Origin of the sequence: Maribacter sp. LLG6340-A2 (assembly GCF_045057105.1) — a bacterium.
In the GTDB taxonomy this organism is placed as follows: Bacteria; Bacteroidota; Bacteroidia; order Flavobacteriales; family Flavobacteriaceae; genus Maribacter.
This window is the reverse complement of the sequence record NZ_CP159332.1, coordinates 3931095-3956067: the sequence shown is the minus strand read 5'-3', so window position 1 is coordinate 3956067 and position 24973 is coordinate 3931095. Positions and strand designations below refer to the sequence as shown.

The window sequence follows — 24973 nt, the reverse complement described above, 5'->3', positions numbered from 1 at the left end:
TGGAAGTTGCAAAGGTAACATTATCAGTAGTAGATTACTAATTCATGGGTTAAAAAGGGTATCTTTTGCGACCATTGGTAATCAATTTTTGGCAGATTATACAAAAAAATGAAAAATTCCCATTTTAAAGTGTACAAGCCGTTTGGAATATTGAGTCAGATGTCATCAAACGAAGAACGGCAATTGCGTAAAAAGAAGTTTTTGAGCGAGCTTTATCCTTTTGCAAAGGACATTATGCCCATTGGCCGCTTGGATGAAAAATCAGAGGGTCTGTTGCTAATGACAACAGATGGTTTGTTGAGTGATACCATTAACCGTAAAGGAATAGAAAAAGAGTATCTAGCGCAGGTAGACGGACTCATTGACCAACAAGCTGTTTTAGAATTATCCAAAGGAGTTGAAATTGGCATTTTTGGTACCAAATATAGAACTAAGCCTTGCAAGGTTTCCTGTTTAAAAACAAGTCCTGATTTGCCCATAGCAAATTCCAAAATACGCTTAGGAAGACACCGACCAACATCATGGATCCGTATTATCTTGACCGAGGGTAAATTTAGACAGGTGCGTAAAATGACTGCTGCGGTTGGTTTCCCAACATTACGACTTGTTCGTGTAAGGATAGGGACTATAAAATTAGGACAAATGCAACCCGGAGAGGTAGAACCTATACAATTGAATACAGATATTATTTAGGAATTTTTTTACCGGAAAACCTGGAGAAAACCGTTAATCTTTTTTTTGTGTTTATAAAGTATACCCCGGTCAAAAGCACTGTAGATGCCACTATAGACTGTAAAGTAATTTGTTCATTTAAAAAATACCAGCCTAATATCATGGCTATAATAGGGTTTACGTAAGAAGAAGTAGCAACTTTCTCTGGAGAAACAAAGCGCAAAAGGTAGTTAAAGGCAGTAAAAGTAACGATGCTACCAAATATAATTAACAAAACCATAGACCATTGTACACGAAGACTCCATACGGACGGTGAAGACCAAACCTCGCCAAGTAGTGTACTAATAACTAGAAGAGAAATACCACTGGAAATCATTTGATAACCGGTATTCACAAAAAAATTCTTGGGCAGAATAGCCTTACCTACAAACAAACTGCCGTAGGACCAGCTTAACATACACAGAAATATAAGTGCCATACCTAATAGGGCACCTTCTTGGGTAATAATGGTTTTTTGACTAACCAACAGAAAAATACCTGAAACACCTAAAATGACCCCAATGACGGACATAGGTTGTATTTTTTTACCCTGTAAAATGCGCATCATTAACAAGACCACCAAGGGTTGAGCGGAAATCTCCAAAGCGGCAAACCCGCTATCTACATAATTTAATGCCCATACCACTACCCCATTTCCAAAAGTTAGAAATAGAAAGCCTGCAATGAAAGTGTTTTTAAATTGCTGCTTAGTAATTTTTAAGGAGAAGCCTAGTAGTTTTGATATGATAAAAATTAAACAACCGGCGGTAAAAAAACGAATACCTGCCAACATAAAGGCAGGTAATTCCGTTACTGCAATTTTATTCCATAAAAAGGTAGAGCCCCAAATGAAGTAAATGGCAAAAAATGACAATACGACCAGAACGGTATTACGTTGCATTGTTGCCATTAAAAATTTTATGTACTAGATTTTCTTTACACGAACGGCATTCATGCCCTTCATGCCTTTTTCAAGCTCATAGGAAACTTTGTCGTTTTCCATGATTTCATCTATAAGACCACTTACATGGACAAAATATTTCTCGTTGTTTTCTGAGTCTATTATGAAACCGAAGCCTTTAGAAGTATCAAAGAACGAAACCTTACCGTTTCTTACAGGATCAAATTCTTCAACATCTCCTTCTTCTTTCTTAGGAATACCCAAAACGATATCTTCTGCTTCTATCTCAACTTTCATTGCCGGGTCTGGTGGAGTGTCTACCAAGTTACCGTTGAAATCCACATAAGCTAAAGGAATACCAGAGGTACCGCTTTCTTTTGCCGCTGCTTTACGAGCAAGCATTTTTTTCTTCTTTTCTTCTCGCTTCTTTAAGCGTTTTTTTTCTTTTTCAGTTTTATTAAATGTTTGTTGCGATTTTGCCATTCGTAATTTTAATGATAATAATAGATTTATTATAAAGGGATTGAAATACGTAGTGACGTGGATAACCAATGGAAAGCTTATGGGTTAACTACGATGTCATTTGTTGTAAGGTCATTGCAGATATTAATTGCATCCCTTTAAAGTTCTACAAAGATATGATTTGTATTTCAATTATTTAGCATTACCGGCATCCAAACTGCCAAAGTTTTAAAAGACTTAAAGTTAATTTCAATTTTAAGTTACATGTGGGTCCTTGTTTTTACATTTTTAGACTACAATATTCAGGTATAATAGCTAATTCCTTTCTGGTATACATTTTAAATTGTTAAAATTTAAATTTTATAAAAAAATTAAAATACTGTATATCAATATTTTATCCTATTAGATATTTATTAAATTGTTAAAAATGGTACCTTTTTATGCATAGTACCGTAACAAAAAATATCATTGCTCGTCTAGTAAGTATAACAGAATTATTAATCATCAATTAAAAACAATATATCATGAGAACTTTTATTAGTAATACACCAACGGAATCTAGAAGAAATACTTTTTTAACCGCATTTAAAAACAGTAAACGTGTTCAATGGATAGCTAGCAGACAGTTTACACATTAACATTCATAACACATCACATTAAAAAACAATCAATCATTAATCCATCTGACTAATCACCAGATTTAAAAACGAACAATCATGAGAACTTTTATCAGAAACACACCAACGGAAACAAGAAGAAACACCTTTTTTTCAAGCTTTAAGACAAGTAAGCGAGTACAATGGGTAGCTAGCAGACAGTTTACACATTAAGATTCATTACACATCACATCAAAAAACAATCAATCATTAATCCATCTGACTAATCACCAGATTTAAAAACGAACATCATGAGAACTTTTATTAGAAACACACCAACGGAAACAAGAAGAAACACATTCTTTTCAAGCTTTAAGACAAGTAAGCGAGTACAATGGGTAGCCAGTAGGCAGTTTACACATTAAGAATTTTAAATAATTCTTTGAATTAGCTAAAAAAAGGGATAAGACCAACAAGTCTTATCCCTTTTTAACTATTAGAATATATCTTCTAATCTTGCAGTGTTATTTCTTCCTCTACCCCATTAGGGTATGTTATAACGGCTAAATCATCACAATCACCATTTCCAAAATTTACATTTACCTGCAATCCGTTTTTAGAAATGTCCATATCACCCGCGGCTACATAGGTACATCCTAAATTACTTGTAAGCGGTGAATTTACTTTAATATCATACGTATTTCCTTCATAAACTACGGTCCACTCTCCCGTAACACTATAGGTAGCGTTCTCATCAAAAGTGATGGTGGTACTTTTAGTACCGCTATCGGCAATTATGGAACCATCTTCCATTTCCACGGTAATATCGCTAGAAACTTCAAAGCTAATGGCACTTTCATTGGTACCGGAACTGAACATATAGGAACGGGTACCGTTAATTTTGATTTTTCCAATATAGAAATCAACATATGTTGCAGTAAACGAACCTTCTTCACTTTGCATATCATAGGTTACGGTCAGCGTACCGTTTACTTGGTCCGATCCATTTAATACACAATTGTTGAAGACTGCGGTATACCCAGTATCTGTATATTCAGTGGTATAACAGTCTTCGTTGGAAGATTTTCCCGAAGTGCCTTGGGCAGATGACATGTTATACAGCGCAAGGTCAACACCGTCCAAATAATCATCTGTGGTCAGGACCGCTTTTAATTCTGTTTCTGTAAATACCGCCTCATCGTCCATGGAATTATCATCACTACAACTATAGGCAATGAATAATGCAGAAAGGACTACGGATATTTTTTTTACGTGAAATGCTACTTTTTTCATATTGTTTGCTTGTAGGGTTGAGCATTAAAAACGAATAATTTTGCTTTAAATTATGCCTTTCTTAATAAAATGGACATATAGGTATACGAAAACCTTAAATTGTTCGCTTATAATCATAAACGATATATTATTTTTGACCCATGTTGGTAAAAGTAAATTTACGGGACCAAGTACGGGATTATCTCCTTTCACAAATGATTACCGGGTCGCTACAAACGGGAAAGACCATTAATTTGGCAGCCCTATCACGTCATTTGAATGTTAGTGTTACACCTATTAGAGAGGCGTTGGCACAATTGCAGCAAGCACATATTATTAAGGCCGTTCCCAATAGGGGGTTTATCATTGCAGAGCTAGATGTTAAGGAGGCTGAAGACCTATATGGCCTAGTTGCAAATCTTGAGGTAATGGCCATTGAAAACACTGAATTTACCAAAGATGATATTGAGCAGTTGAAAAAACAGCAAGAAGTATTTGAACAGGCTCCAGATGCCGTAACAAGAATTCAAGCGGATTTGGAATTTCATAGGTTGCTTGCCAGAGGTTATGAGAACGATTTGGCCTTGCAAATTCTGAATGATTTAAAAACCCGAATTTTCTTTTATGAAAGAGCCTTTACCAACGATGATTCTTTCTACAATAAATCTGACAACCAACATGAATCCATAATTGCCGCTATAGAGGATGATAATGTCCCTACGGCATCTCTCCTATTAAAAATGAACTGGATGTTGATTTTAAATTACATCCAGAAGAAATTGACAGAATAGTTTACTCTAACTCCGTTAATAGTTTTTGAGCAGATTTGGTGAGTTTAACATAAGCCTTATATCCCCATAAGCAAAAGCAAATGGTTGCTGCTAAGACCACAGTTAGAAATATCCATTGAAGCGTTTTTAAGCCTTCCATAAATATATCTTTATCAGAACTAATTTTTGAGAATGTTGGTAAAATAAATAGCATACCAACAATTCCAATTACCATTCCCCATTGTTGCATACGTAAAAGACGGTTCTTTCTTTTTATATAACGGGCCAAATTATCTTTATATAACCCGTTTAAAATATCAATACTTTTAAGGTCTTTTAATGCCTTAAGAACCATTACGGGAAGTATGATCATATAGGCTAAGGTGAGGATGCCACAAAGCTTTAGATACCAAGTATTTAACTCCCCAAATTTCACAAGAATTACTAGGGCAATGCCAAAGCAAATTAGTGCCCCTATAGTTTCATAGATAGTTACCGTTTTAAATTTGTTCTGATATTTTTCTTTGGTCATATTTAATATGATTTCGTCGGTTAATTTTTTCTGTTGTTCAAGTTGGCTACTCATTTGCACCCAGGCAGATTGTAATTCTTCTATTTCCATAGGTTAAGATTTTATCATGTTTGTTTTTAATTTCTGTTTGATTCTTGAAATACGTGTTCCTACATTACTTGCCTTTAAGCCTGTTATTTCAGCTATTTCCTTATAACTTTTATCTTCCAACAAAAGAAATATCAAGGTTTTGTCTAAATGGTTAAGCTGTTTTAAATGCGTATATAACAATCGTAATCGCACTTCATATTCTTCATCAACATCTGGTTCTATTATGGTAACCACCATATCTGCAGTTGAGGCCGAATCTGGTCTTCTTTTTACTTTTTTTAAGTGGCTTATAGCGGTATTCATGGCAACCCGGTACATCCACGTTGTAATTTTGGATTCATTCCGAAACGAATCGAAATATTTCCAAAGTTGATAGACCACTTCTTGAAATAGGTCCTCTTGGTCTTGTTTATTATCTGTATAGATAGAAGTTACCTTGTACAAAAGCCCCTGATGTTCCCGTATTAAATTAGTAAAGACCGATTCTTTATGCATGTATTAAAACGTATTTCCTTATTAGTATGTAGTTTATTTTGTTTGTCACACTTTAAGGTAAATTCTTTTTTAAATTAGAGTAAAATAATCCTAACTCATACAACATGAGATACATATGTGCGTTTTACTAAAAAAAATATAGCAGATATGCAGTTTTTAAATCCAGAGATAGAGGCATTGACAAAAAGAAAGAGCACACCAAGCTTGGTCAAAAAACAAGTTTCTTGTGGCATTTTTCAAGATGTAAAGGATATTCCAGTAGTGGAAGAAACCGTTGTACTTAGAAAAGTATAAGTTATTCTTTAAACAAAGCTGTATCTAAACCCGGGATAAGGTTTAGGGCATTTTGGTAGTACACTTTTTTCAAGACTTCATCAGGCAGGTTTAGGCCGTACATGGCCCAAAAGGCATGATATTTCTTGTAATATGGAAAATACTCGTCATTACTTTCCAATACCCTAAAATATGTTGGAAATTCTTCAGGTTTCCAACTATCCTTACCAAAGAGTATACGATCTTGATATTTTATAAAAAAAGCACGTGCATGCTGTGGTTGTCTACCCAATTCCGCTATAACAGCAGAAATACCTACGTTCATATTGGGCATTTCATCCAATAGTTCTCCTAATTTTTGAAGGTTGTTGGCATGCCACCCCATGTGGGCATTGATAAACTTGGTCTTTGGGTGCTTTTTGAACACATTATGCTGCTCTTGAATAATTTGTTCAAATGGGGCTGGGTCAGTTGCACTACGTTTTCTTCTTGGGTGGGTCTTTAATTCTAACCAACGTTCATTTTTTGCATCCATATCATCCCAAAAAGATTTTGGGTCTGCTGCATGAATTAAAACAGGTACGCCCATTTCTGCACATTTTGCCCAAATAGGATCCAAACGGGGATCATCAATAGCCAAACGTTTACCATTGGCATCCTTATTCCGTAATCCCAAACTTTTAAATATTTTGAGTCCCTTTGCACCGTTCTTTATATCCTCTTCCAATTGCACTGCAGCACTTCTGCCCCATTCCAAATCCTTGGCGCCCTCAAAATCCACATTTGCGAAAACCACAAATCTATTAGGATAACTTTTATTGATATTGTCAACTTTTTCCTTTAAACTTTCTCCTGAACGACCACTAAGATTTACCATAATAGCTTCGTTCATCGCATCCATATGTGTTATAATTCCATCAAGAGCTTCTACGGACATATCCCTTTGATGACTGTGAACATCAATAAACGGAAATTTTGCTTTGGTAATCTCTGCACCAGGTACCACTAAAGTTGATGTTGGGTTGTATTCATCAAAACCCATTTCCTGGCCAAGTAAAATATTCGTTGAAATAAACATACTGGATAATAGTAATGTTTTAAAGCTTTTTAATAAGAAAATCTTCATGTTAGTGGTCGGTATCTATGGTTAGTTGTTCGTATTCTTGTTTGGTATCAATATCAAGGATTTTATTTCCAGCATTTATACCGATAGTCTCCTTGGTATATTTTTTCAATAGCTCTTTGGCGCCATAATCGTCTTTCAATTGGAATAGCGCTTTATAAAACTTAGAAGGAAACAATGCTGGTACCCCAGTTTTACGTGTATAATTGGTCGCAATAATGTTCTTCGGATTTTGCTTAAAGGTTTCTGCTAATACATTTAAATAATCGGTCGTGATTAGTGGTTGGTCTGCAAGACAAATTAAAATACCTTGGGGCAATTCTTCTTTTTTGCAGAGGTATTTTATACCAAAGGCGATACTATTGCCTAAACCCAGATGCCAAGTTGGATTTATTACGTAGTCTACATTACTTGCTTTAAAATTACATTCATCTGTAATGTGTTCTGCATTTGCCCCCAATACAACCAGTACGGAACCCATAGTCGTTTTTTTAGCCGTTTTTATGGTTTCCAATAACAAATTAGAATTTTTCCAAGGCAATAGCTGCTTAATCCCTTGCATACGCTTAGATTCACCTGCCGCCATTATTAACACCTCTATGTTGGTATCAGAAATCATTTTAATACATTTTGGTCACTATTCTTTAGCATTATAGGTTCGGTTTTTCTAATAACCGTTAATATTTCCGATAAAATTGAAATAGCAATTTCCTGTGGTGTCTCCGCACCAATATTCAATCCTGCTGGACCATGAACCGACTCTATAAAATCTAAGGATATGTCCATATCAAGTTCCAAAAGGTTGTTCAGTAATTTTTCCCTTCTTCTAATAGGACCCAAAATACCTAAATACATTGGTTGTACTTCCTTTAAGACCATTAAATACTTTAAATCCTTAGCATAACTATGTGTCATAAGCACAATAGCCGTATGTTCATCTATTTGTTCTGTGGGGAACATTTCCGGCTCATAATTTAACAATGCATCTATACCCTTAAAATCTGAAATAGACTTATCTTCCTTTGGCGTAACCGCAACCAATACCTCCCAACCCATGCTAAGTGCAAAATGTGAAAGCTGAACAGCATCATGCTCTCCACCAATAAGCAATAGTCTTTTACATGGCGGCATTATTTGCTGAAAAGAAGGTGCATTTGGTTGTTCCTTGGTTTTTGAGTTAAATGGGTAGTTTTGGGAACCTAGTGTAAGAAACGTGCCATATCCGGGTAATTGCCCATAATCCTTTTCGTACGTCGTTACTAGTTTAAAAGAATTTCTGTTTTCAATCACCTTATTAAAGGCCTGTATGAGGTCGTTATTAGGGGAAAATATTTCCAATAATATATATAGGACACCTTCGCACCCTAACCGATAACGCCCATCATAGGTCATTAATTTAGCTTCCCCGTCCTTAAAAACAGATTGGGACTGAAACAGGATTTCCTTTTCTACACACCCACCACTAACGGCTCCGATCATAGTACCGTCTTCACGTATGAGCATACGTACTCCAGGTTTTCTATAAGACGAACCTTCAAGAAATACCACAGAGGCCAAAACACAACGAATGTTCTCTTCTCTAGCTTTTTCATATGCCTTGAACAAGGTCTTTAATTCGTGGGTCATTTTTTTAATTGATTAAAAGAACCATTAGGGATGATATACAATCCGTTTGTATTGGTCATAAAGCTACTAAAATTATGGTCGATTCATTTCTTAGAAATTGGGCATGAATAACCTTTAACAATCTTTAACATTAATTTTGAAATTCACTATAATTTATGGACGCTTTGTCCGTTCTGCTAGTTGAACGTATAAATAATGAATATGAAAAATTTTTTAAAGACCTTCAGTGTGTTTTTTGTGCTGTCTTTACTTGTTTCGTGTGGTAATGCAGATGATGATGTAAGTTTAGACCTTAATCTTGGAGATGGTCTTGGTAAAGGTGAACAGGTAGATGATTGCTTAGGATTGGAAGAAGGAGAACTCGTTCTTTCCATTCAAGAGCAGTATACCACATTACCAGGAAAAGTATCTGTTTTTTTTAGGGTATCCGATACCAGTGGAAACCCTGTTCCCGGTTTAACGGCAAACCAGTTTACAATTTATGAGCAAGGAAGAAATGATGATTGTTTTAATACCATTTCTACTTCAGAGTCATCGGCACGTATTTCTCCAAATTCACAAATTTTCTCGAACAATACGTTATTGGTACTTGATTTAAGTAACAGTGTACTCAGCAGTAGTTTAGAGGAATTAAAATTGGCCTCTACCAGTTTTATAGATGCAGTTATGCCCACTACCGCACAGGAGTCAGTGAAAATGGCTATTTATTGGTTTGACGGTGAGGATGAGTTGCATTTGTTAAATGCATTGACACCTTCTAAAGACGAATTGATTAGTGCCATTGATGGAATTACCGATGATATCAGTAATGATCCATCTACAGATTTATATGGAGCGGTTATAAAGTCTACGGATATTGCTTCGGATTTGGTAAAGACCTCTACCGAAGGTGGAAAAATTGGAGCAGCCTCAGTGGTATTGTTTACGGATGGTACGGACCAAGCCTCACGTTATACTGAAAGCGCCGCGTTAAAAAAGGTGAACGAGGCAAATGCAAATATTTCGTTCTTTAGTATTGGTTTGGGCGGTGAGATCGATACGGAAGTGTTATCCAGTATTGGTAAGACGGCCAGTGTTTTTGCCCAGAACAAAGATGAATTGGAACAAACTTTCAGGGATATTTCAGAAAAAGTATCGGAAAGGGCCAATAGCTATTACTTATTTGAGTATTGCAGCCCTAAACGAGATGGTAGCGGTGAGAACAATTTAGCCATTGAATTAAATACAGGAGCCAGAACAGGAGCCGTACAAACCAAGTTCAACGCAAACGGATTTACAGGTGGTTGCGAATAGGTAACCTTACCCATAATTTATAAAAAGAAGCATGAAAATGCTTCTTTTTTTTGCTCTTTACCTAAATCAACAACCTGTTGACAATCATTTCGTTGTAGCCGTATTTTACAGGGCGAAACGGATTGAGTTAAAAATTTAAACATCCGTATTTCTGTTTAAGCCGTATATAAAAACGATTAAACTAATATTAATTAAAAAGAACAAGATGAAAAGATTATCCTTAGTTACTATAGTATCTATAACGCTTTTAGCTTCATGTGTATCTAAAAAGAAATATGTTGCTCTAGAAGATAACTTATCTCAAACACAAAGTACGCTACAAAAGACGCAAGTTGAAAAAGAAGAGTTAGAATCTCAAATGGCACGTATAGAAGCACGTGTTGAAGAGTACAATTCTAAAATCAATTCATTAAAGGAAATGAACGATAGCCAGTTCACAAGTGTGGATGATGTTACTGTAATGAGCAATAACACAAAGGCTAAGATGAGAAATTCATTGAAGAATGTTGATCCTGCAAAATTAGCAGGTGCTAAAACATTGCAAGATTCAATGAACTTGGCAGTTTCATATAAATTGAAGCAATCAATTTCTGATGAAGGTGAAGATATTGACGTTAGTATTGATAAAACTGTAGTAATGATCAATATTTCAGATGAGTTATTGTTTAACACAGCAAGTTATAGAGTAAGTAACAAGGCGGACAATATTCTAAAAAAATTAGCAGATGTAATTAAGTCTGAACCAAGTATGGAAGTTATGGTAGAAGGCCACACAGATTCTAGAACCATCAACACTCCTATGGTTACGGATAACTGGGATTTAAGTGTAAAACGTGCAACTTCAATTGTACGTAAATTACAAAAAGAATATGGTGTAGACCCTTCTCAATTAATTGCTTCTGGTAGAAGTAGTTATTTACCATTGGTTGAAAACAATTCTAAAGAAAACATGGCTAAAAACAGAAGAACAAAGATCGTTATCTTACCTAATTTAGATAAGTTTTTTGCACTTTTAGATGCTGAAGATACCATGTAAGAACTTCGGTTCTATAGAAATGAAAAGGGAAGCAAATGCTTCCCTTTTTTTATACTCAAAATATTGAATTGATTATCTAAAGATCATACCATTTGGCACATGGATAGTATTCTCTTTTAAATTGACTAAAAAGCCATTGATGACAGCATATTCAATGACTCCCGCTTTCTCCAAAAAGAATGTTGGGTTAATACCCGGCATTAAATTAAGTTCAGGAATTTTATATTTTTCACCTATTAAATGAACGGGAAAAGGAGAATTAATATGTTTTGATGGAAATGATGATAAACGAATATAACCGTAGCCCTGCTTTAATACATCTTTAAAATTTAACGCTTTTGCCTCTTCAAATGAATTTAAGGTTTTAGGATAAGCTTTCGCTTGTTTAATGGTATAACCAGATGCATCTAGGGTTTCATATCCGTAATATGTAGAAAGATCACCTTGGTCTAAAATTCGACTACTGTACCAAAAGGAGTTGTGATCAGGGTAGTCCACTTCAATTTGGTTTATTCCTAAATCTATGATATAGTTATTGTCTTTAAGGTTATACGTAGCTCCCACAATTTTTAAATCGAACAATTTTCTATCGTTCTCGGGAATTTTCTCATATTCCTCAATAGCTATATTTTCATATGATTTCTTCGCTATGGTATATATCGCAGATAATATGGAAACGTAGTTCAATTTTCTTATTTCCTGTTTTTCGGTATCTTCAGGATAACCACCAGATTCAATAAGAATTGTACTTGTTCCCCATTTCTGAATGTTATCACCAAAAGCCCTAGGTTCAAAATCATCATTATACCTACCTACTTGACCAGGGGCGTATTTTTGAAGTATTTCGTTCATGAACACAATAATCTTCATGGCATTGCCACGGGTTTGGTTAATGTCTTTTTCATAATTGTATGCAGGTGCTAAATAAGATATTGTAGCAGGCTTTTCTGTACGTTCTGCATTATAATATGTGCTTTGGTCATGAAGGTTGAATCCGAAATCGGCATCAAGACTATCTCGTACTCTTTTTAATGTTTGAGATTCTGGAGATTGTAAGCGTAATGCATCTCTATTAATATCTACTCCTAAAAGGTTACGGCGTTGATATAGTTCTGCCCCATCCGGATTCAACATTGGTAAGAAGTGAACGGTCAAATTAGCAAGAATTTCTTCTTTTTCCTTAGAGAAATCCGGACTTTCAAAAAAGTTTAAAATATCGAATATTGCCTGTGTTGCCGTGGGTTCATCACCATGCATTTGAGACCAAAGAAAAACATTGGTATCGCCACTGCCAATACTGATTAAGCTTAAGTTTTTTCCGCCTATAGATTTACCAACGGTAGTGACTTTAAATGCTTTGTTGGTAGAAATTTCAGTTATCAATGGCTGAATATCCGCATGCTTTATGCGTCTTTTGCCTATGGTACTTTCCTTATAATTCTCATAAGTATCATACAATTGTGTGGTAATATTATCGGTTTGGCAAAGAGCCGATAATGAGCAAAGAAAAATAGTTGCTAGTAAAATATGTTTCATTTGGGTCATATAGTTAATTAATTTCGTTTGATGTGTTTGTTGGTACTTCTTTGAAGTTTAAATGCTTTACAGCTTTTCTGACCTTATTCATAAATTCAGGACCTGGGTCGGTTTTTTGGGTACGGTAGCCTTCATCTTGTTCTAACCACAGTGGATGATTTTCAAATAACGTATATTCATAATGACCGATTAAATAATCAATTTCATATTTATCCTTTAAATATTCCACCAAATAAATATTAGATTTTAACTGTGCCTTTGTTAGCGGCAATTCTTCTGTACCACCAACATTCTCTATACCAATAGCGCAATGGTTAAGACCAATAACGTGGCGTGCCATAGTCGTTTCTGGCAATAATTGATAAATGGTACCATCTCTATCGACCATGAATTGAGAAGAAACGTTTAAACCGCTAACATTCTTAATATCAGGTCTCCAATTGGGCAAGGTTGCTGGATCAAAAGCTTCGAAAGACTTTTCAAATGTGGGTATGACCGTCCAATGCAATACAATCATTTTTGGGTCGATCTCTGGTGAATCTTGCTGCAATCCGTATCTGTTCTGTAAATATTCTAAAGTTAAAACTTTTCGTTCTTCATTAAAGGAAATGGGGCGTTCAACAATTGGTTTTGTAGTGGAACATGAGCAGAAGCCTAATAACAGGAAGTAATAAAGGTATTTTTTCATTCTAATAGTTGTTCAGTACTGTCCTTTTCAACAGCGTATAATATGGTGATTTTTCTTTTGCCCCACTCTTTTGCCTTCTTTAAGTCCTCACCCATATAGATATCTATGCGGTTTCTCCAACGCGAGTGCATTTTGTCTTTCACTAGATAGACACCTTCAAAAGTATCAATCTTTACCATTGTATTATACGAAAGTCCTTTTTTAAGCAAATCGCGCGATACAGCGATCCATTTTTGTCCGGGCTTTATAGAATCTCCCCAAGCCGTTATTGCCGGATGCTCATATGATGTTTGATACGGAAGCGAATTATATGCGGTAGCAGTTACCTCAATTGGCACCCAGTTATATTTATCATCCACAGGTTTATCCACACAACTCAAGGTTATGAGGAAAAATACAATGGATAACTTTTTTATCATACCTACTAATGTAGGGTATTTTCTAAAATTAGTAAATCGGTATAGCTTTCTTTCCAAATCTTATTTAATTCCTCTGTAGCTGGCGTAAACCCAAAAGACATGGCGCTTAAAACGATATCAATATCCCCATCAGAATCGGTGTCGGCAGCATCCATTAAAAACCATCTTCCTAAATTAATATTAGCTAAATGTTCCTGCTTAAATTTAATAGCATCTCCATTTATATTTTCCAAATAAACAAAGTTATAATCGGGATAGTTTTCGTAATCTGGAAATGTCGCTAACAAAGCGATGTCAATATCGCCATCTGCATCAAAATCCTTTGCCATTACCCTAGTAGCACCGTTGAGGGGATGAAAATATAATTCTTTGAAATTGTTATCACCATCGTTAATATGTATTCGCATGCCGTGGTAGGGCTTGTTAACAAATGACTTATCGGCATTGTCTCCATGAACGGTAATGATATCATTAAATCCGTCCCCATTAAAATCAACAAGTTCAAACCAACTGGAACCATATACGGGGCTAAATCTAATAACTTTATCGGCCTCAAATTCCAGTGGAGCCTTTTGGTAGAAAATATACATAGCTTCATCTCCTTGGGCCATTAACACCACTAAATCCTCCTTACCGTCGCTATCCATATCTTTAATTACAATACGCAATGCACCAGGAAGATTCAAAAGCACTCTTTTTTCGTAAAAACCGTACTGATCTTTTTCTAATAATGAAAGTTTGCCCGTAAGGTCTCCAAATTCACAAATAAGAATTTCTTCTGTGCCGTTCTTATCCAAATCTGCATAAAGTGTTTGCACCGGTCTATGTAAGGAATCCTGTAAGACGGCAGTTTCCTGTCCATGCCTAAGCACCGTTCTTCCCCTTGGAATTTCATTGGGATCCATAACCCCCATATTGGTAACAAAAATACTATCACCATTTAATCTGGCATTGGTAATAGCCTTGTCAAAACGACCAATTTGATTGCTCTGCTTCGTGTTTAGATCATAGGAAGTTAGTTCTCCAAATCTAGACCCGGTAATAACACGCTGATTTAGGGTATCTATCTCCAAAAAAGTATAGTAACTTCCTTTAACACTGTCCAAACTGATGGGATGTTCCCTGAATTGCGATAAAGGAGCACTCTTAATAGTATCTTTTCTTGACGGCAACTGTTCTGGAGCCAATTTAATAATATAATTTTTTAAAAGCTCCCAGTCATTGATATCTATAATTGGTTTGTATGGATAAACCCCTGTTTTAATGATGGCAGATTGCTCGTTAAAGGGTAACTTGTAATAGGGATGATTCTCTTGGTTGATAATTCCCATGCGTGCGGCCATGGCCGGTAATACATTATCTTTCCAAATATGTTTTGGCAGATCTTGAATATTAGGGGCCTTATGGCAACTAGCGCAATAGGTATCATATAACACAAGTACCTTGGATTTTTTTTCTTTATTACATGAAAGTAGACCAAACAAAATAATGAGATGAAATGCGTTTTTGAAATTCATGCCTAAACAAATAAATTACCCAAAGGTTTAATTTTGCTCGGAAGATACCCATACCCATATTATCAAGCAAGGGATAAATACAGGCTTTTATTAAATTTGTAGTGCTATGAAAGAAAATAAAAAACCGGACCATGTGGTCTTTGATGAAGAAACACAAACCTACCATGGTAAATTATTGCCATTTTCATCTGGGGTTTCCGCACCCAAAATTACGCCGCCAGATGTAACTACTTGGAAAAACAGCCATATCATTAGTGCCAATAATCAGATAAAGGCACAATATGAAGAGCTGGAAAAGGCCTATATGGCTCTAATGCAAAATTATGAATACAATAATCTGGTTTATAGTTCAAAGTTTAATTTTGAACCAATAGTAGGAAAAACATACCACTTATATAAATCAAAGGACGAGAGTACATTTTTATCCTTGATCAAGCCCCATGAATGTACTTTTGACCACTTGGGCGACTTTAGGTTAACAGCCGATAAGATTTGGGAGAAATTATAGTCCGGGCAATGGTATATAACTAGGCTCATTTGGCATCATTGGAAAAGTTTTGTTTTCCCATTGTTGCTTTACAATTTCAAGTTTTGCCTTATCATGGGAAACAAAATTCCAAAATATATGTCGCTCTTCAGGAAAAGGTTCCCCGCCAAATAAAAGAATATGGCTATGCGCACTTATCGTGGTCTCACAAGTATCAGAAACTTTTGCGACCAGAATATTTCCTTTCTTAATTACGTTTCCGCACGCCTCTACACTACCTTCCACAATACAAATACCAATTTCGCCCTTAAGATGGTCACGGGTGTTTAATTGGTAGGTGCCTTCCGTTTTTATCTCAATCATAAATAACGGGGAGTGTACGGGTACGGGTGATTTTTTGTGGTACCCTTCTCCGGCAATTAAGGTAAATTTAGCATTGCCATCTGTCCATTTTGGCAACTCTTTAGCAGTAAAATGATGAAATTCTGGTGCTATTTCTTCCTTGTCCTTAGGTAGTGCCACCCATATTTGATAGCCGTGGGTGGTAAATACATTTCCTCCTCTTAAATTTTCCGGTGTACGTTCTGTATGCGTTGCCCCTTTACCGGCCACCATCCAATTTACGGCACCGGGACTAATAACTTGCTCTGTACCTATACTATCTTTATGAAGTATGTTACCTTCAAGCATAAAGGTAAGGGTAGAAAGACCATAATGTGGATGCTGGTCTACATCCATATACTTTTCAGGTCCTAGTTGTGTAGGCCCCATGTGGTCAATAAATATGAATGGGCCAATCATTCTTTTTTTTCTAAAAGGTAGTAATCTACCCACTAAAAAATCACCAATATCCCTACTTCTTTCCTCTATGATCAATCCGATGTTAGACATACGTTTGCTTTTGATAAATTTACATAAATTGAAAATTTACGTATGCGAAAAATAAAAATACTTCTAGGAGTTACATTGATAGGGGCTGTCTTATTAGTTTACTTTAATTATCCAAAGCTGAATCTTATCTCTGGGTATGCATCCAAAAATATGGCGTCCAATGTATATGTTGCTGGTAGAAATGCAGAAGATGTGCAATTTGTTGACCATGATATGCCGCTTATTAAGCTCGCCGGCTCATCGGTTTCTGAACAAGAACAAACCGCAAGTGCCAATGTATTTGGTTTAATGACAAGAACGGCATCTTATAAAGAAGGACTTGGGGCTGTTTTGACCAATAAAGATTTTTCTGAGCATGCCTTTGATAAAGTTCCTAATAGAAAAATAGAAAATGATACATTACCCTTTCCATACGGAAACAACGGCCTTGTAGATACTCTTTTGCCCAATGTGGATTATGACCAAATAGAAGTTGCTTTTAATAACGCCTTAAATAATCCTGAGGAAAAAACTAGAACGTTGTTAGTGGTGTACAAAGATCAAATTATAGGTGAAAGATATATAGCGGGCTTTACCAAGGACACACCTATTTTGGGATGGTCCATGACCAAAAGTGTTTTGGCAACATTATACGGCATTTTACAGCATCAGGGGAAAATTGATATCAATGCCAAAGCACCTATAGACGAATGGAAAAATGACGATAGAAATACAATAACCATAAACAACCTGTTGCGTATGCAAAGCGGACTGGCATGGGATGAGGATTATTTTAAGATATCCGATGTAACAAAAATGCTGTTCTTGGATGCTGATATGACCCTTGCACAACGTAAAAACAATTTAATAGCACCACCTGGTCAAGTTTGGAATTATTCATCGGGTACCAGTAATCTCTTATCAGGAATTCTACGTGATCATTTTAATGACCATCAATCCTATCTGGATTTTCCTTATGCATCACTTATTGATAGAATCGGCATGCACTCCATGTTGATAGAAACCGATTTGCTGGGCAACTATGTGGGTTCTTCCTATGCGTGGGCAACGACCCGTGATTGGGCCAAATTTGGATTGTTATACTTACATAATGGCAACTGGAACGGTGATCAGCTGTTTTCTAAAGATTGGGTAGAATATATAACAACACCTACTAAAAATTCCGATGGCAAATATGGAGGTCATTTCTGGTTGAATGCAGGGGGGCGCTTTCCTGATATACCAACTAGTGTATACTCGGCTAACGGATTCCAAGGTCAACGTGTATTTATTATTCCTTCCAAGGATATGGTGGTAGTCCGCACCGGATTAGAAGAACAAACCGATGAACAATTCAATATGTTACTTTCAGAAATTTTAATGGCTATTCCATAAAAAGCCCAAAAAATTAATTTTTATCACTTAAAACCACATTTTTAAAGCATTTCACAACAAAATCCTCTTGTGTGGCAACAATAGTTTCTAAAAACTAGGTATCCTATTTACATTTACAGTGTAATTAAAACAAAATAAAATTTTCATTTTCATATAGTGTTCTCGTAAAAGAGTCTAATCTTCAAATGATTAGACTCTTTTTAGTTTATGGTATTTTGATTTTCAGTTTAGTTTATTAAGTATTAAGTACAGAGTACAGAGTACAGAGTATAGAGTAAAGAGTAAAGAGTAAAGAGTATAGAGTATAGAGTATAGAGTATAGAGTAAAGAGTAAAGAGACCTTCAGCCTAAAAAAGTTCATTTTTTTTTAGAAAAAATGAGCTTTTTTAATTCAACGGACAACTATCAACGGACAACCATCAACGGACAACCATCAACGGACAACCATCAACGGACAACCATCAACGGACAACCATCAAAGGACAACCATCAAAGGACAACCATCAAAGGACAACCATCAAAGGACAACCATCAACGAACCTACGGTAGCCAATTATCTTTTCCGAAATCGGGCTTACGTTTTTCAAGAAAAGCATTTCTACCCTCTTTTGCTTCTTCTGTCATATAGGCCAAGCGTGTAGCTTCACCTGCAAATACTTGCTGCCCCACCATTCCATCATCTGTAAGGTTCATGGAGAATTTCAACATTTTAATAGAGGTAGGCGATTTTTCCAGAACCTCTTGTGCCCACTGATAGGCGGTATCTTCCAATTCCTCATGGGGGATTACGGCATTTACCATTCCCATTTCAAAAGCATCCTGTGCAGAATAGTTTCTTCCTAAAAAGAATATTTCCCTAGCTTTTTTCTGTCCCACCATCTTTGCCAAATAGGCGGAACCATAGCCTCCATCAAAACTAGTTACATCGGCATCTGTCTGTTTAAAAATAGCATGTTCCTTGCTGGCCAAGGTCATATCACAAACTACATGTAGACTGTGTCCGCCACCCACGGCCCAACCCGGTACTACCGCTATGACTACTTTGGGCATAAAACGTATCATACGCTGTACTTCCAGAATATTTAAACGATGTTGTCCATCGGCACCAACATAACCCTTCTCTCCCCTAGCCTTTTGATCACCACCGCTGCAAAAAGACCAAATACCATCTTTTGTGGAAGGTCCTTCGGCCGACAATAAAACCACTCCAATAGAGGTGTCTTCCTGTGCATCATAGAAAGCCTTGATCAGCTCACTTGTGGTATGTGGCCTAAAAGCGTTACGGACATTAGGTCTGTTAAATGCAATACGTGCAACACCATCACATTTTTTATAGGTAATATCATCAAATTCAATAGCGGTTTTCCAATTAGGTGAACTCATAATTTAAAATAGATTTTTAATGATATAAAGATAAGGCTTAGCCGCATACCCACCCAAAATTCCTGTACCCGTAGACCAATTTAAAAAACTAGTAAGGACGTAAAAGAGTTATTTATCCATGGCATTGTACTATTAGTTTTAAGGAAATACTCCTAAGTTTACGGACTTATAATCGGTATCATGAAGCAGTCACTATTTACATTTATAAAGACGCTACGAGAATTTTTAGCAAAAAAATTACATCAATATAACACGACCTTGCCTTACGTCATTACCGTGTTGGTTGCCCTAGTTTTAGTAGTAGGTGGCATTAACCTATTTATTGAACTTACGGACACCTTGAAAACCGAAACCTTGGCTACGTATGATACAAAAATCACGGATTACATTATTTCCTACCGTTCTCCGGCACTGACCAAGTATTTTATATTTATGACAGATGTAGGGGATTTTAACGGCTACCTGATAGTTCTGGGAATTTTTCTTTTATTGTCACTTTTGGTTTTTAAACGTTGGAAATATGTAATACAGGCCACTTTGGTATTAGGTTTGGCAACGGTTAGCAACATGATGTTAAAACGGTTTATTGACCGTGCGCGCCCTGGTATAGAACATTTGGTTTCCGTAGAGACGTTAAGTTATCCTAGTGGTCACGCCATGAGCGCAATGGCCTTTTATGGGTTTTTAATGTTCTTGATGTATAAGTTTAACATACAAAAAGTGTTCAAGGTTTTACTTATGTTCATTTTAGCACTTATAATTTTAAGTATAGGGATTAGTAGAATATACTTGGGAGTTCATTTCCCTTCTGATATTGCCGGTGGATTTATTGCCGGTGCCATTTGGGTGATTTTCTGTGTTTTAGTGTTCGATTTGATAGAACTGTTCAAAAGAGACCCAAAGACTTAAAAAATTAAGTTTGATTTAGCGCTTATGGTTTGATATCATTACCTTTATTCTGATAAAAATTTGGGTATGGAAAAGCGAAAATTAGCATTGGTTACAGGAGGCAGTAGAGGACTGGGAAAAGAGATGGCCCTACGTATTGCGGAAAAAGGTTTGGATGTTATACTAACCTACCACGCTAACCAAGATGCAGCAATGAATACGGTACGCGCTATTGAAGAAATGGGACAAAAGGCCATGGCCATACAATTAGATACCCGTAATGTAAATAGTTTTGATGCTTTTTTTAAAGAAATAAGAACATACTTAGAAGAGACTTATAGTAAACCAGTGTTTGATTATTTAATCAACAATGCAGGTACCGGTATTTATAAACCATTTCTTGAAACCACCGAAAGTGATTTTGATGAAATGATGAATATTCACATAAAAGGTGTGTATTTCCTTACCCAACACGCCGTTCCATTATTGGCCAATGGTGGCGGAATTATAAATATATCTTCAGGATTGGCCCGCTTTTCATTACCTGGGTCATCTGCATATGCTAGTATGAAAGGCGCTGTAGATGTATTTACCAGATATTTGGCAATGGAATTATCCAATAAAAAAATCAGGGCCAATGTTGTTGCCCCAGGTGCCGTAGCTACAGATTTTGGAGGTGGTGAAAATAAGGAGAATGAGAAAAAAAGAGCATTGATCAGTCAAAATACCGCTTTGGGCCGTGTAGGCGAACCCGAGGATATAGGCGGTATTGTAGCGTTTTTATGTACTGAGGATGCACGTTGGATCAACGGTCAGCGCATTGAGGCCTCTGGGGGAATAATGTTGTAAAGCTCGCCAACTAATCCTGGGGCTGTTGACTTTGTAAGGGTATGTTTTAAGTGTGTTATATAGGATTTACAACTATTTTATAGTATACTTTAATTTATATATGCATTCTACACTTACTTACGATAATTATATGTTTTTAAAACATTTCAAAAGACCATTTAGCATCAATGAAAGTATACGGAAAATGCCCTCAATGTGATAATGAAATAGGATATTCAACTAGTGCAAATACTCGAGTGGAATTTGCAATGCAAGATGGAGAAACTAAAAAACTGACTTGCAAAAATTGCGGACGGACAAAGGAATTTAGCGTAGACGAGTTAATCGCAAAAGAATCGAACTTAGCAAAAATTGGTGCTGGAATTATTTTCTTAATTGGTACGCCACTTATGTTTTTATTTGTTAGTCCTATATTCTCTGGAAGTCGTAATCATTACATGATTATAATTGTTGGCGGATTTTTACTTGTACCAGTGATTGCATATGGAATTATAAAAAAACAAGACCAAGTAAGAGTCAGTTCTTTCAATCGTAAAAAACTAAAAGGACGAATTCACAACATCTGAAAAAAATAAACTAAACAATAAGCTTAGCCGCAACATTATTAAACAAAATACTATGCACTTGACAGCAACAAATTAACAATGTACTTTGGGAAACTACCCCAATATAAATTTTGTTGCCATAATGATGTTTTGCTAGTACTTACCTACGTTACAAAGTGTTCTGGATTTAATTAATTTATGCAAAATTAGTTGCAGAAATACATAATAAAACCATCAGCCCCTATTCTTCTCCTCAATCCATTTACCCATGAATTTTGTTGCACTCATGGATTGCTGCTGTAATAAGCTACCTATAAAATTTTGGGTACGGTGCTTTTGTAAAGAAGCTTTAAGCTCCGCAATGGTCTGTAGTAAAATATGAGTCAGACTTTTGTTGGAATATAGCGTATTAATCAGTGTTTTACCCTGTTCCTGAGCTTTATTCCAAGCATTAAGTGAGGTATATAAACGTTCTGCTGCTTCTACAAAAGCGGTATGGTCATTTTCAATATAACCGTTCCAAACCAAAATACCGTACATGCCTTCTGCACCAATGGTTGTAGTAACACTAGGTGTGCCATTACTCATGGCAGCTACTAATTTCCCCTTTATCCCCGCCCCAAAACGTATGGGTGCCAAACAAACTTTTGCGGAGGACATAACTTCATTGACATTGGCAGCCCTACCCTTTACAAAAAACCCTTCTTTTGGATTGTGCATTTCTAAAACCTGTTGTGGTAAATAAGCACCATAAATATGCAGTTTTGCCTCTGGTAAACGTTCATGAAGCAAGGGCCAAATAGTATGTTTTAAACATTTTATGGCATCTATGTTAGGGGAATGTTTACCGCCTCCAATAAATAGAAAATCCAATCGCTGCTCAAAGATCTTCCATTTTGGGTCTTGAGGTAATTCCGGTAACATAAACGGAAGTAACAAAAGTAGACTTTTGTCAATATTGATAACATTGGTCAACAATTCAAGCTCATAGCTTGAAATAATCAATGAAAGGTCGCATCGATAAATACTGGCTATTTCCCGTTTGGTTTTATCGTCCTGTAACCACGCATCGGTCGTAAACGCAATTCCCTTTTTAAAACAAGTTTCCCGCACATGTCTTAGTGAGTGCAAATCTTCGGTATCCAATATTCGCAAAGCATTCGGACACTGTTCCGCCACGCGCCAACCAAATTGTTCCTCGGTCAAAAATCTATCGAACAGGACTACATCCGGATTCAAGATAGATACAAAAGCATCGAACGAACTATCGTTCATTTTAATTTCCTTGGTGTCATATCCGTAAGATGTTAAATCTGCTGAATGTTGAGACTTTGATGCTGCAGAAGCTATGGTGATTTTGTATCCATCCTCCTTAAAAACCTTTAATAATTGAATCATGCGCACACCGGCGGCCGTAGAAGCAGGTTCTGGCCAAACCAAGGCGATTACAAGTAAGGATTTTTGATTGTTCAAGAGGTTGATGTTATCTGGACGGTGTCTTTAAAATACAAAGAAAATGAAAATCAGTTAACTTTTAATAGTTAGCAATAAGCAGTTTTAATTAACCATATTTAGATGCTTTTGAAAACTGTTATTGCGAGAAGCTTTTACGCGGAAGCAATCTGTTACTTTTTAACACTACATTTTAGCGGCAAACATTTTGGAAATCTTAGAACGCAATTTACGCTCATAATCCTCTTCTAGCCATTCCTTATAATTTTTTGTATTGTTCATAATACAATAGGAATATTGACGAACACGGTATTTAATTTCCTCTTTTAGCTTTTTAGCGAGAATACGGGCATCAAAAACATCTTCAGAATTTTCAACACAAATTTTGGCATGCTGTTCTATACTTTTCTCCAACACCAATTTGGATTTTTCACCATTGGCAAAGCTTTTTTTATATTCCGCTTTAATATCAAAATCTATATCGGTAGATTTAGCAAATTCCGCTCGTAGTTCAGGGGGCATTTCATAAACGAATTCACGCTCAATTTCCTCGTCATTCTTGATGTTTTCCAGGTAAAAATCAGGAAAATGAAAAATTTCCTGCCAATCGATACCTGCATTCCACAAGCCAAAACGGGCGACATTATTTCCCATGTCAATAACGTTAAACTCCTGCTTATTGGGTAAGTAGCGAGAACCACGACCGATCATTTGAAAATAAAGTGTCAATGACCTTGTTGCCCTGTTCAGTATAATGGTTTCTACACTGGGTTCATCAAAGCCAGTGGTAAGAATACTTACAGAAGTTAAAATGGCATCTGGTGTTTCCTTGAACCATTGCAATATTTCTCTACGCTCACCGGCACTGTTCTTATTATCCAAATGCCGAATATTGTACCCTGCTTTTTTAAAGGTCTCGCAAACATATCTAGAGGTATTGATACCGTTATTGAAAATAAGGGTTTTGGTACCTTTTGCAATATCATTATAGGCCGATACAAGCTTGTTTAGCATATTATGGTTCCCATACAGCTCATCTGATGATTTTACGGTATAGTCACCACTAATACCCAATTTTAGGGTCTGTAGGCTAACATCATAATTGTACATATTGGCCTTGGCCAAAAACTTTTTCTGGATCAAGGATTCTATGGACTCCCCCACGATCAACTTTTTATAGTTGTCCTTCATGGGCAATTTAATATTGGAGCTTAATGGTGTTGCAGTAACACCTATTATCACACTTTCCTTAAAATACTTGAAAAGTTTTCTAAATGAATTGTAATGCGCCTCATCTATGATGACCAAGCCAATATTATTGATCTCTATTTTTTCTTCTTGAAGCCTATTGTTCAAGGTTTCAACCATGGCTACAAAACACATGTATTCATTTTGGTCGTGCCACTCTTTTACCTCACTATTTATAATCTTGTTCTTGACCCCAAAGCCTTTTAGCATTCTGGACGTCTGTAAGCTTAATTCAATTCGGTGGGTTAGAACAATGACCTTTTTCTTGGTTTTTTCAATATACCTTTTGGCTATTTCGGAAAACACAACCGTTTTTCCTCCACCAGTAGGCAGTTGATACAAAAGGTTAGCATTATCCTTGTTCTCGTCTAAAAAGGTAAAGATGCTATTTAGATCGTCCTCTTGATAATCGTACAAGGTTTTTTCCGTAGTTTCTTTTTGTAGCTTCAAAAGGGTTGTAGGCGTTAATAGGTTAATAATGCAAAAACCTTATAAAATTATGTGATTTTTATGGGT

Annotated in this window: 26 protein-coding genes; 10 read left to right on the top strand and 16 right to left on the bottom strand. The window is 36.1% G+C overall.

Annotated features, from left to right (window positions below):
* The first annotated feature begins 108 nt into the window (after window positions 1–108).
* Window positions 109–693: a pseudouridine synthase gene (locus ABVM52_RS16740; RefSeq protein ID WP_405382220.1), complete on the top strand. Its 585-nt coding sequence runs from the start codon at window positions 109–111 to the stop codon at window positions 691–693.
* Here ABVM52_RS16740 and ABVM52_RS16735 read toward each other — a convergent pair.
* From ABVM52_RS16735 to ABVM52_RS16725, 3 genes are all read right to left on the bottom strand, one after another.
* Window positions 686–1621, bottom strand: coding sequence for an EamA family transporter (locus ABVM52_RS16735; protein WP_405382219.1), 936 nt, complete (start codon window positions 1619–1621; stop codon window positions 686–688). The genes ABVM52_RS16740 and ABVM52_RS16735 overlap by 8 nt on opposite strands.
* A gap of 15 nt (window positions 1622–1636) precedes the next feature.
* Entirely contained in the window at window positions 1637–2095 is a 459-nt protein-coding gene (locus ABVM52_RS16730) for a cold-shock protein (protein ID WP_089260394.1), read from the bottom strand.
* 1085 nt (window positions 2096–3180) lie between these two features.
* Complete coding sequence (locus ABVM52_RS16725) at window positions 3181–3963, bottom strand: hypothetical protein (RefSeq protein WP_405382218.1); 783 nt, start codon at window positions 3961–3963, stop codon at window positions 3181–3183.
* 140 nt (window positions 3964–4103) lie between these two features.
* Here ABVM52_RS16725 and ABVM52_RS16720 point away from each other — a divergent pair, with 140 nt between their 5' ends.
* On the top strand, window positions 4104–4733 hold the full coding sequence (locus ABVM52_RS16720; protein WP_405382217.1) for a GntR family transcriptional regulator: 630 nt from the start codon (window positions 4104–4106) through the stop codon (window positions 4731–4733).
* A gap of 1 nt (window position 4734) precedes the next feature.
* Here ABVM52_RS16720 and ABVM52_RS16715 read toward each other — a convergent pair whose 3' ends face one another.
* Window positions 4735–5334: a hypothetical protein gene (locus ABVM52_RS16715; protein ID WP_405382216.1), complete on the bottom strand. Its 600-nt coding sequence runs from the start codon at window positions 5332–5334 to the stop codon at window positions 4735–4737.
* A 3-nt stretch (window positions 5335–5337) separates the two neighbouring features.
* On the bottom strand, window positions 5338–5829 hold the full coding sequence (locus tag ABVM52_RS16710; protein WP_405382215.1) for an RNA polymerase sigma factor: 492 nt from the start codon (window positions 5827–5829) through the stop codon (window positions 5338–5340).
* Window positions 5830–5976: 147 nt separating this feature from the next.
* Here ABVM52_RS16710 and ABVM52_RS16705 point away from each other — a divergent pair, with 147 nt between their 5' ends.
* Window positions 5977–6123 (top strand): hypothetical protein, encoded by a 147-nt coding sequence (locus tag ABVM52_RS16705; RefSeq protein ID WP_405382214.1) that lies wholly within the window; start codon window positions 5977–5979, stop codon window positions 6121–6123.
* Window position 6124: 1 nt separating this feature from the next.
* On the opposite strand, the gene ABVM52_RS16700 is transcribed toward ABVM52_RS16705, so the two are convergent.
* Genes ABVM52_RS16700 through ABVM52_RS16690 form a run of 3 tightly spaced genes read right to left on the bottom strand, consistent with a single transcriptional unit; the run spans window position 6125 to window position 8851 of the window.
* Window positions 6125–7228 (bottom strand): amidohydrolase family protein, encoded by a 1104-nt coding sequence (locus ABVM52_RS16700; protein ID WP_405382213.1) that lies wholly within the window; start codon window positions 7226–7228, stop codon window positions 6125–6127.
* A gap of 1 nt (window position 7229) precedes the next feature.
* Window positions 7230–7844, bottom strand: a complete 615-nt coding sequence (locus tag ABVM52_RS16695) for an NTP transferase domain-containing protein (protein WP_405382212.1) — start codon at window positions 7842–7844, stop codon at window positions 7230–7232.
* Entirely contained in the window at window positions 7841–8851 is a 1011-nt protein-coding gene (locus tag ABVM52_RS16690; RefSeq protein WP_405382211.1) for an XdhC family protein, read from the bottom strand. Before ABVM52_RS16690 ends, ABVM52_RS16695 begins: the two co-directional genes overlap by 4 nt.
* A 201-nt stretch (window positions 8852–9052) precedes the next feature.
* Here ABVM52_RS16690 and ABVM52_RS16685 point away from each other — a divergent pair, with 201 nt between their 5' ends.
* A complete protein-coding gene (locus ABVM52_RS16685) occupies window positions 9053–10144 on the top strand; it encodes a vWA domain-containing protein (protein ID WP_405382210.1) in 1092 nt (363 codons plus the stop codon).
* A gap of 205 nt (window positions 10145–10349) precedes the next feature.
* Window positions 10350–11180: an OmpA family protein gene (locus tag ABVM52_RS16680; protein ID WP_405382209.1), complete on the top strand. Its 831-nt coding sequence runs from the start codon at window positions 10350–10352 to the stop codon at window positions 11178–11180.
* A gap of 72 nt (window positions 11181–11252) precedes the next feature.
* On the opposite strand, the gene ABVM52_RS16675 is transcribed toward ABVM52_RS16680, so the two are convergent.
* The 4 genes from ABVM52_RS16675 to ABVM52_RS16660 are packed head-to-tail and all read right to left on the bottom strand — an operon-like array spanning window position 11253 to window position 15340.
* Complete coding sequence (locus ABVM52_RS16675) at window positions 11253–12716, bottom strand: M14 metallopeptidase family protein (RefSeq protein WP_405382208.1); 1464 nt, start codon at window positions 12714–12716, stop codon at window positions 11253–11255.
* 13 nt (window positions 12717–12729) lie between these two features.
* Window positions 12730–13404, bottom strand: coding sequence for an N-acetylmuramoyl-L-alanine amidase (locus ABVM52_RS16670; protein WP_405382207.1), 675 nt, complete (start codon window positions 13402–13404; stop codon window positions 12730–12732).
* Entirely contained in the window at window positions 13401–13823 is a 423-nt protein-coding gene (locus ABVM52_RS16665) for a 3D domain-containing protein (protein WP_405382206.1), read from the bottom strand. The genes ABVM52_RS16670 and ABVM52_RS16665 overlap by 4 nt, the downstream gene beginning before the upstream one ends.
* Before the next feature lie 5 nt (window positions 13824–13828).
* Window positions 13829–15340: an FG-GAP repeat domain-containing protein gene (locus ABVM52_RS16660; protein WP_405382205.1), complete on the bottom strand. Its 1512-nt coding sequence runs from the start codon at window positions 15338–15340 to the stop codon at window positions 13829–13831.
* Window positions 15341–15446: 106 nt separating this feature from the next.
* On the opposite strand from ABVM52_RS16660, the gene ABVM52_RS16655 reads away from it, so the two are divergent.
* Entirely contained in the window at window positions 15447–15848 is a 402-nt protein-coding gene (locus ABVM52_RS16655; RefSeq protein ID WP_405382204.1) for a DUF2452 domain-containing protein, read from the top strand.
* Here ABVM52_RS16655 and ABVM52_RS16650 read toward each other — a convergent pair.
* On the bottom strand, window positions 15843–16718 hold the full coding sequence (locus ABVM52_RS16650) for a pirin family protein (protein WP_405382203.1): 876 nt from the start codon (window positions 16716–16718) through the stop codon (window positions 15843–15845). The two genes, ABVM52_RS16655 and ABVM52_RS16650, sit on opposite strands and share 6 nt — an antisense overlap.
* A gap of 42 nt (window positions 16719–16760) precedes the next feature.
* On the opposite strand from ABVM52_RS16650, the gene ABVM52_RS16645 reads away from it, so the two are divergent.
* Window positions 16761–18092 (top strand): serine hydrolase domain-containing protein, encoded by a 1332-nt coding sequence (locus tag ABVM52_RS16645; protein ID WP_405382202.1) that lies wholly within the window; start codon window positions 16761–16763, stop codon window positions 18090–18092.
* A gap of 540 nt (window positions 18093–18632) precedes the next feature.
* Here the strand turns inward: ABVM52_RS16645 and ABVM52_RS16640 are convergent.
* Entirely contained in the window at window positions 18633–19475 is an 843-nt protein-coding gene (locus tag ABVM52_RS16640) for a 1,4-dihydroxy-2-naphthoyl-CoA synthase (RefSeq protein ID WP_405382201.1), read from the bottom strand.
* Window positions 19476–19655: 180 nt separating this feature from the next.
* On the opposite strand from ABVM52_RS16640, the gene ABVM52_RS16635 reads away from it, so the two are divergent.
* The 3 genes from ABVM52_RS16635 to ABVM52_RS16625 all read left to right on the top strand — a co-directional run bounded on the left by ABVM52_RS16635 (window position 19656) and on the right by ABVM52_RS16625 (window position 21778).
* The gene (locus tag ABVM52_RS16635; protein WP_405382200.1) at window positions 19656–20384 is read left to right on the top strand and encodes a phosphatase PAP2 family protein; all 729 of its coding nucleotides are present in this window, start codon (window positions 19656–19658) and stop codon (window positions 20382–20384) included.
* Between the two features lie 66 nt (window positions 20385–20450).
* Complete coding sequence (locus ABVM52_RS16630; RefSeq protein WP_405382199.1) at window positions 20451–21212, top strand: SDR family NAD(P)-dependent oxidoreductase; 762 nt, start codon at window positions 20451–20453, stop codon at window positions 21210–21212.
* Between the two features lie 167 nt (window positions 21213–21379).
* Window positions 21380–21778: a hypothetical protein gene (locus ABVM52_RS16625; RefSeq protein ID WP_405382198.1), complete on the top strand. Its 399-nt coding sequence runs from the start codon at window positions 21380–21382 to the stop codon at window positions 21776–21778.
* A 213-nt stretch (window positions 21779–21991) separates the two neighbouring features.
* Here the strand turns inward: ABVM52_RS16625 and ABVM52_RS16620 are convergent, their stop codons facing one another.
* Window positions 21992–23230 carry a glycosyltransferase gene (locus ABVM52_RS16620; RefSeq protein ID WP_405382197.1) on the bottom strand — a complete coding sequence of 413 codons (1239 nt, stop codon included), beginning with the start codon at window positions 23228–23230 and terminating at the stop codon, window positions 21992–21994.
* Between the two features lie 165 nt (window positions 23231–23395).
* Window positions 23396–24907 (bottom strand): DEAD/DEAH box helicase, encoded by a 1512-nt coding sequence (locus tag ABVM52_RS16615; protein ID WP_405382196.1) that lies wholly within the window; start codon window positions 24905–24907, stop codon window positions 23396–23398.
* Window positions 24908–24973 lie beyond the last annotated feature (66 nt).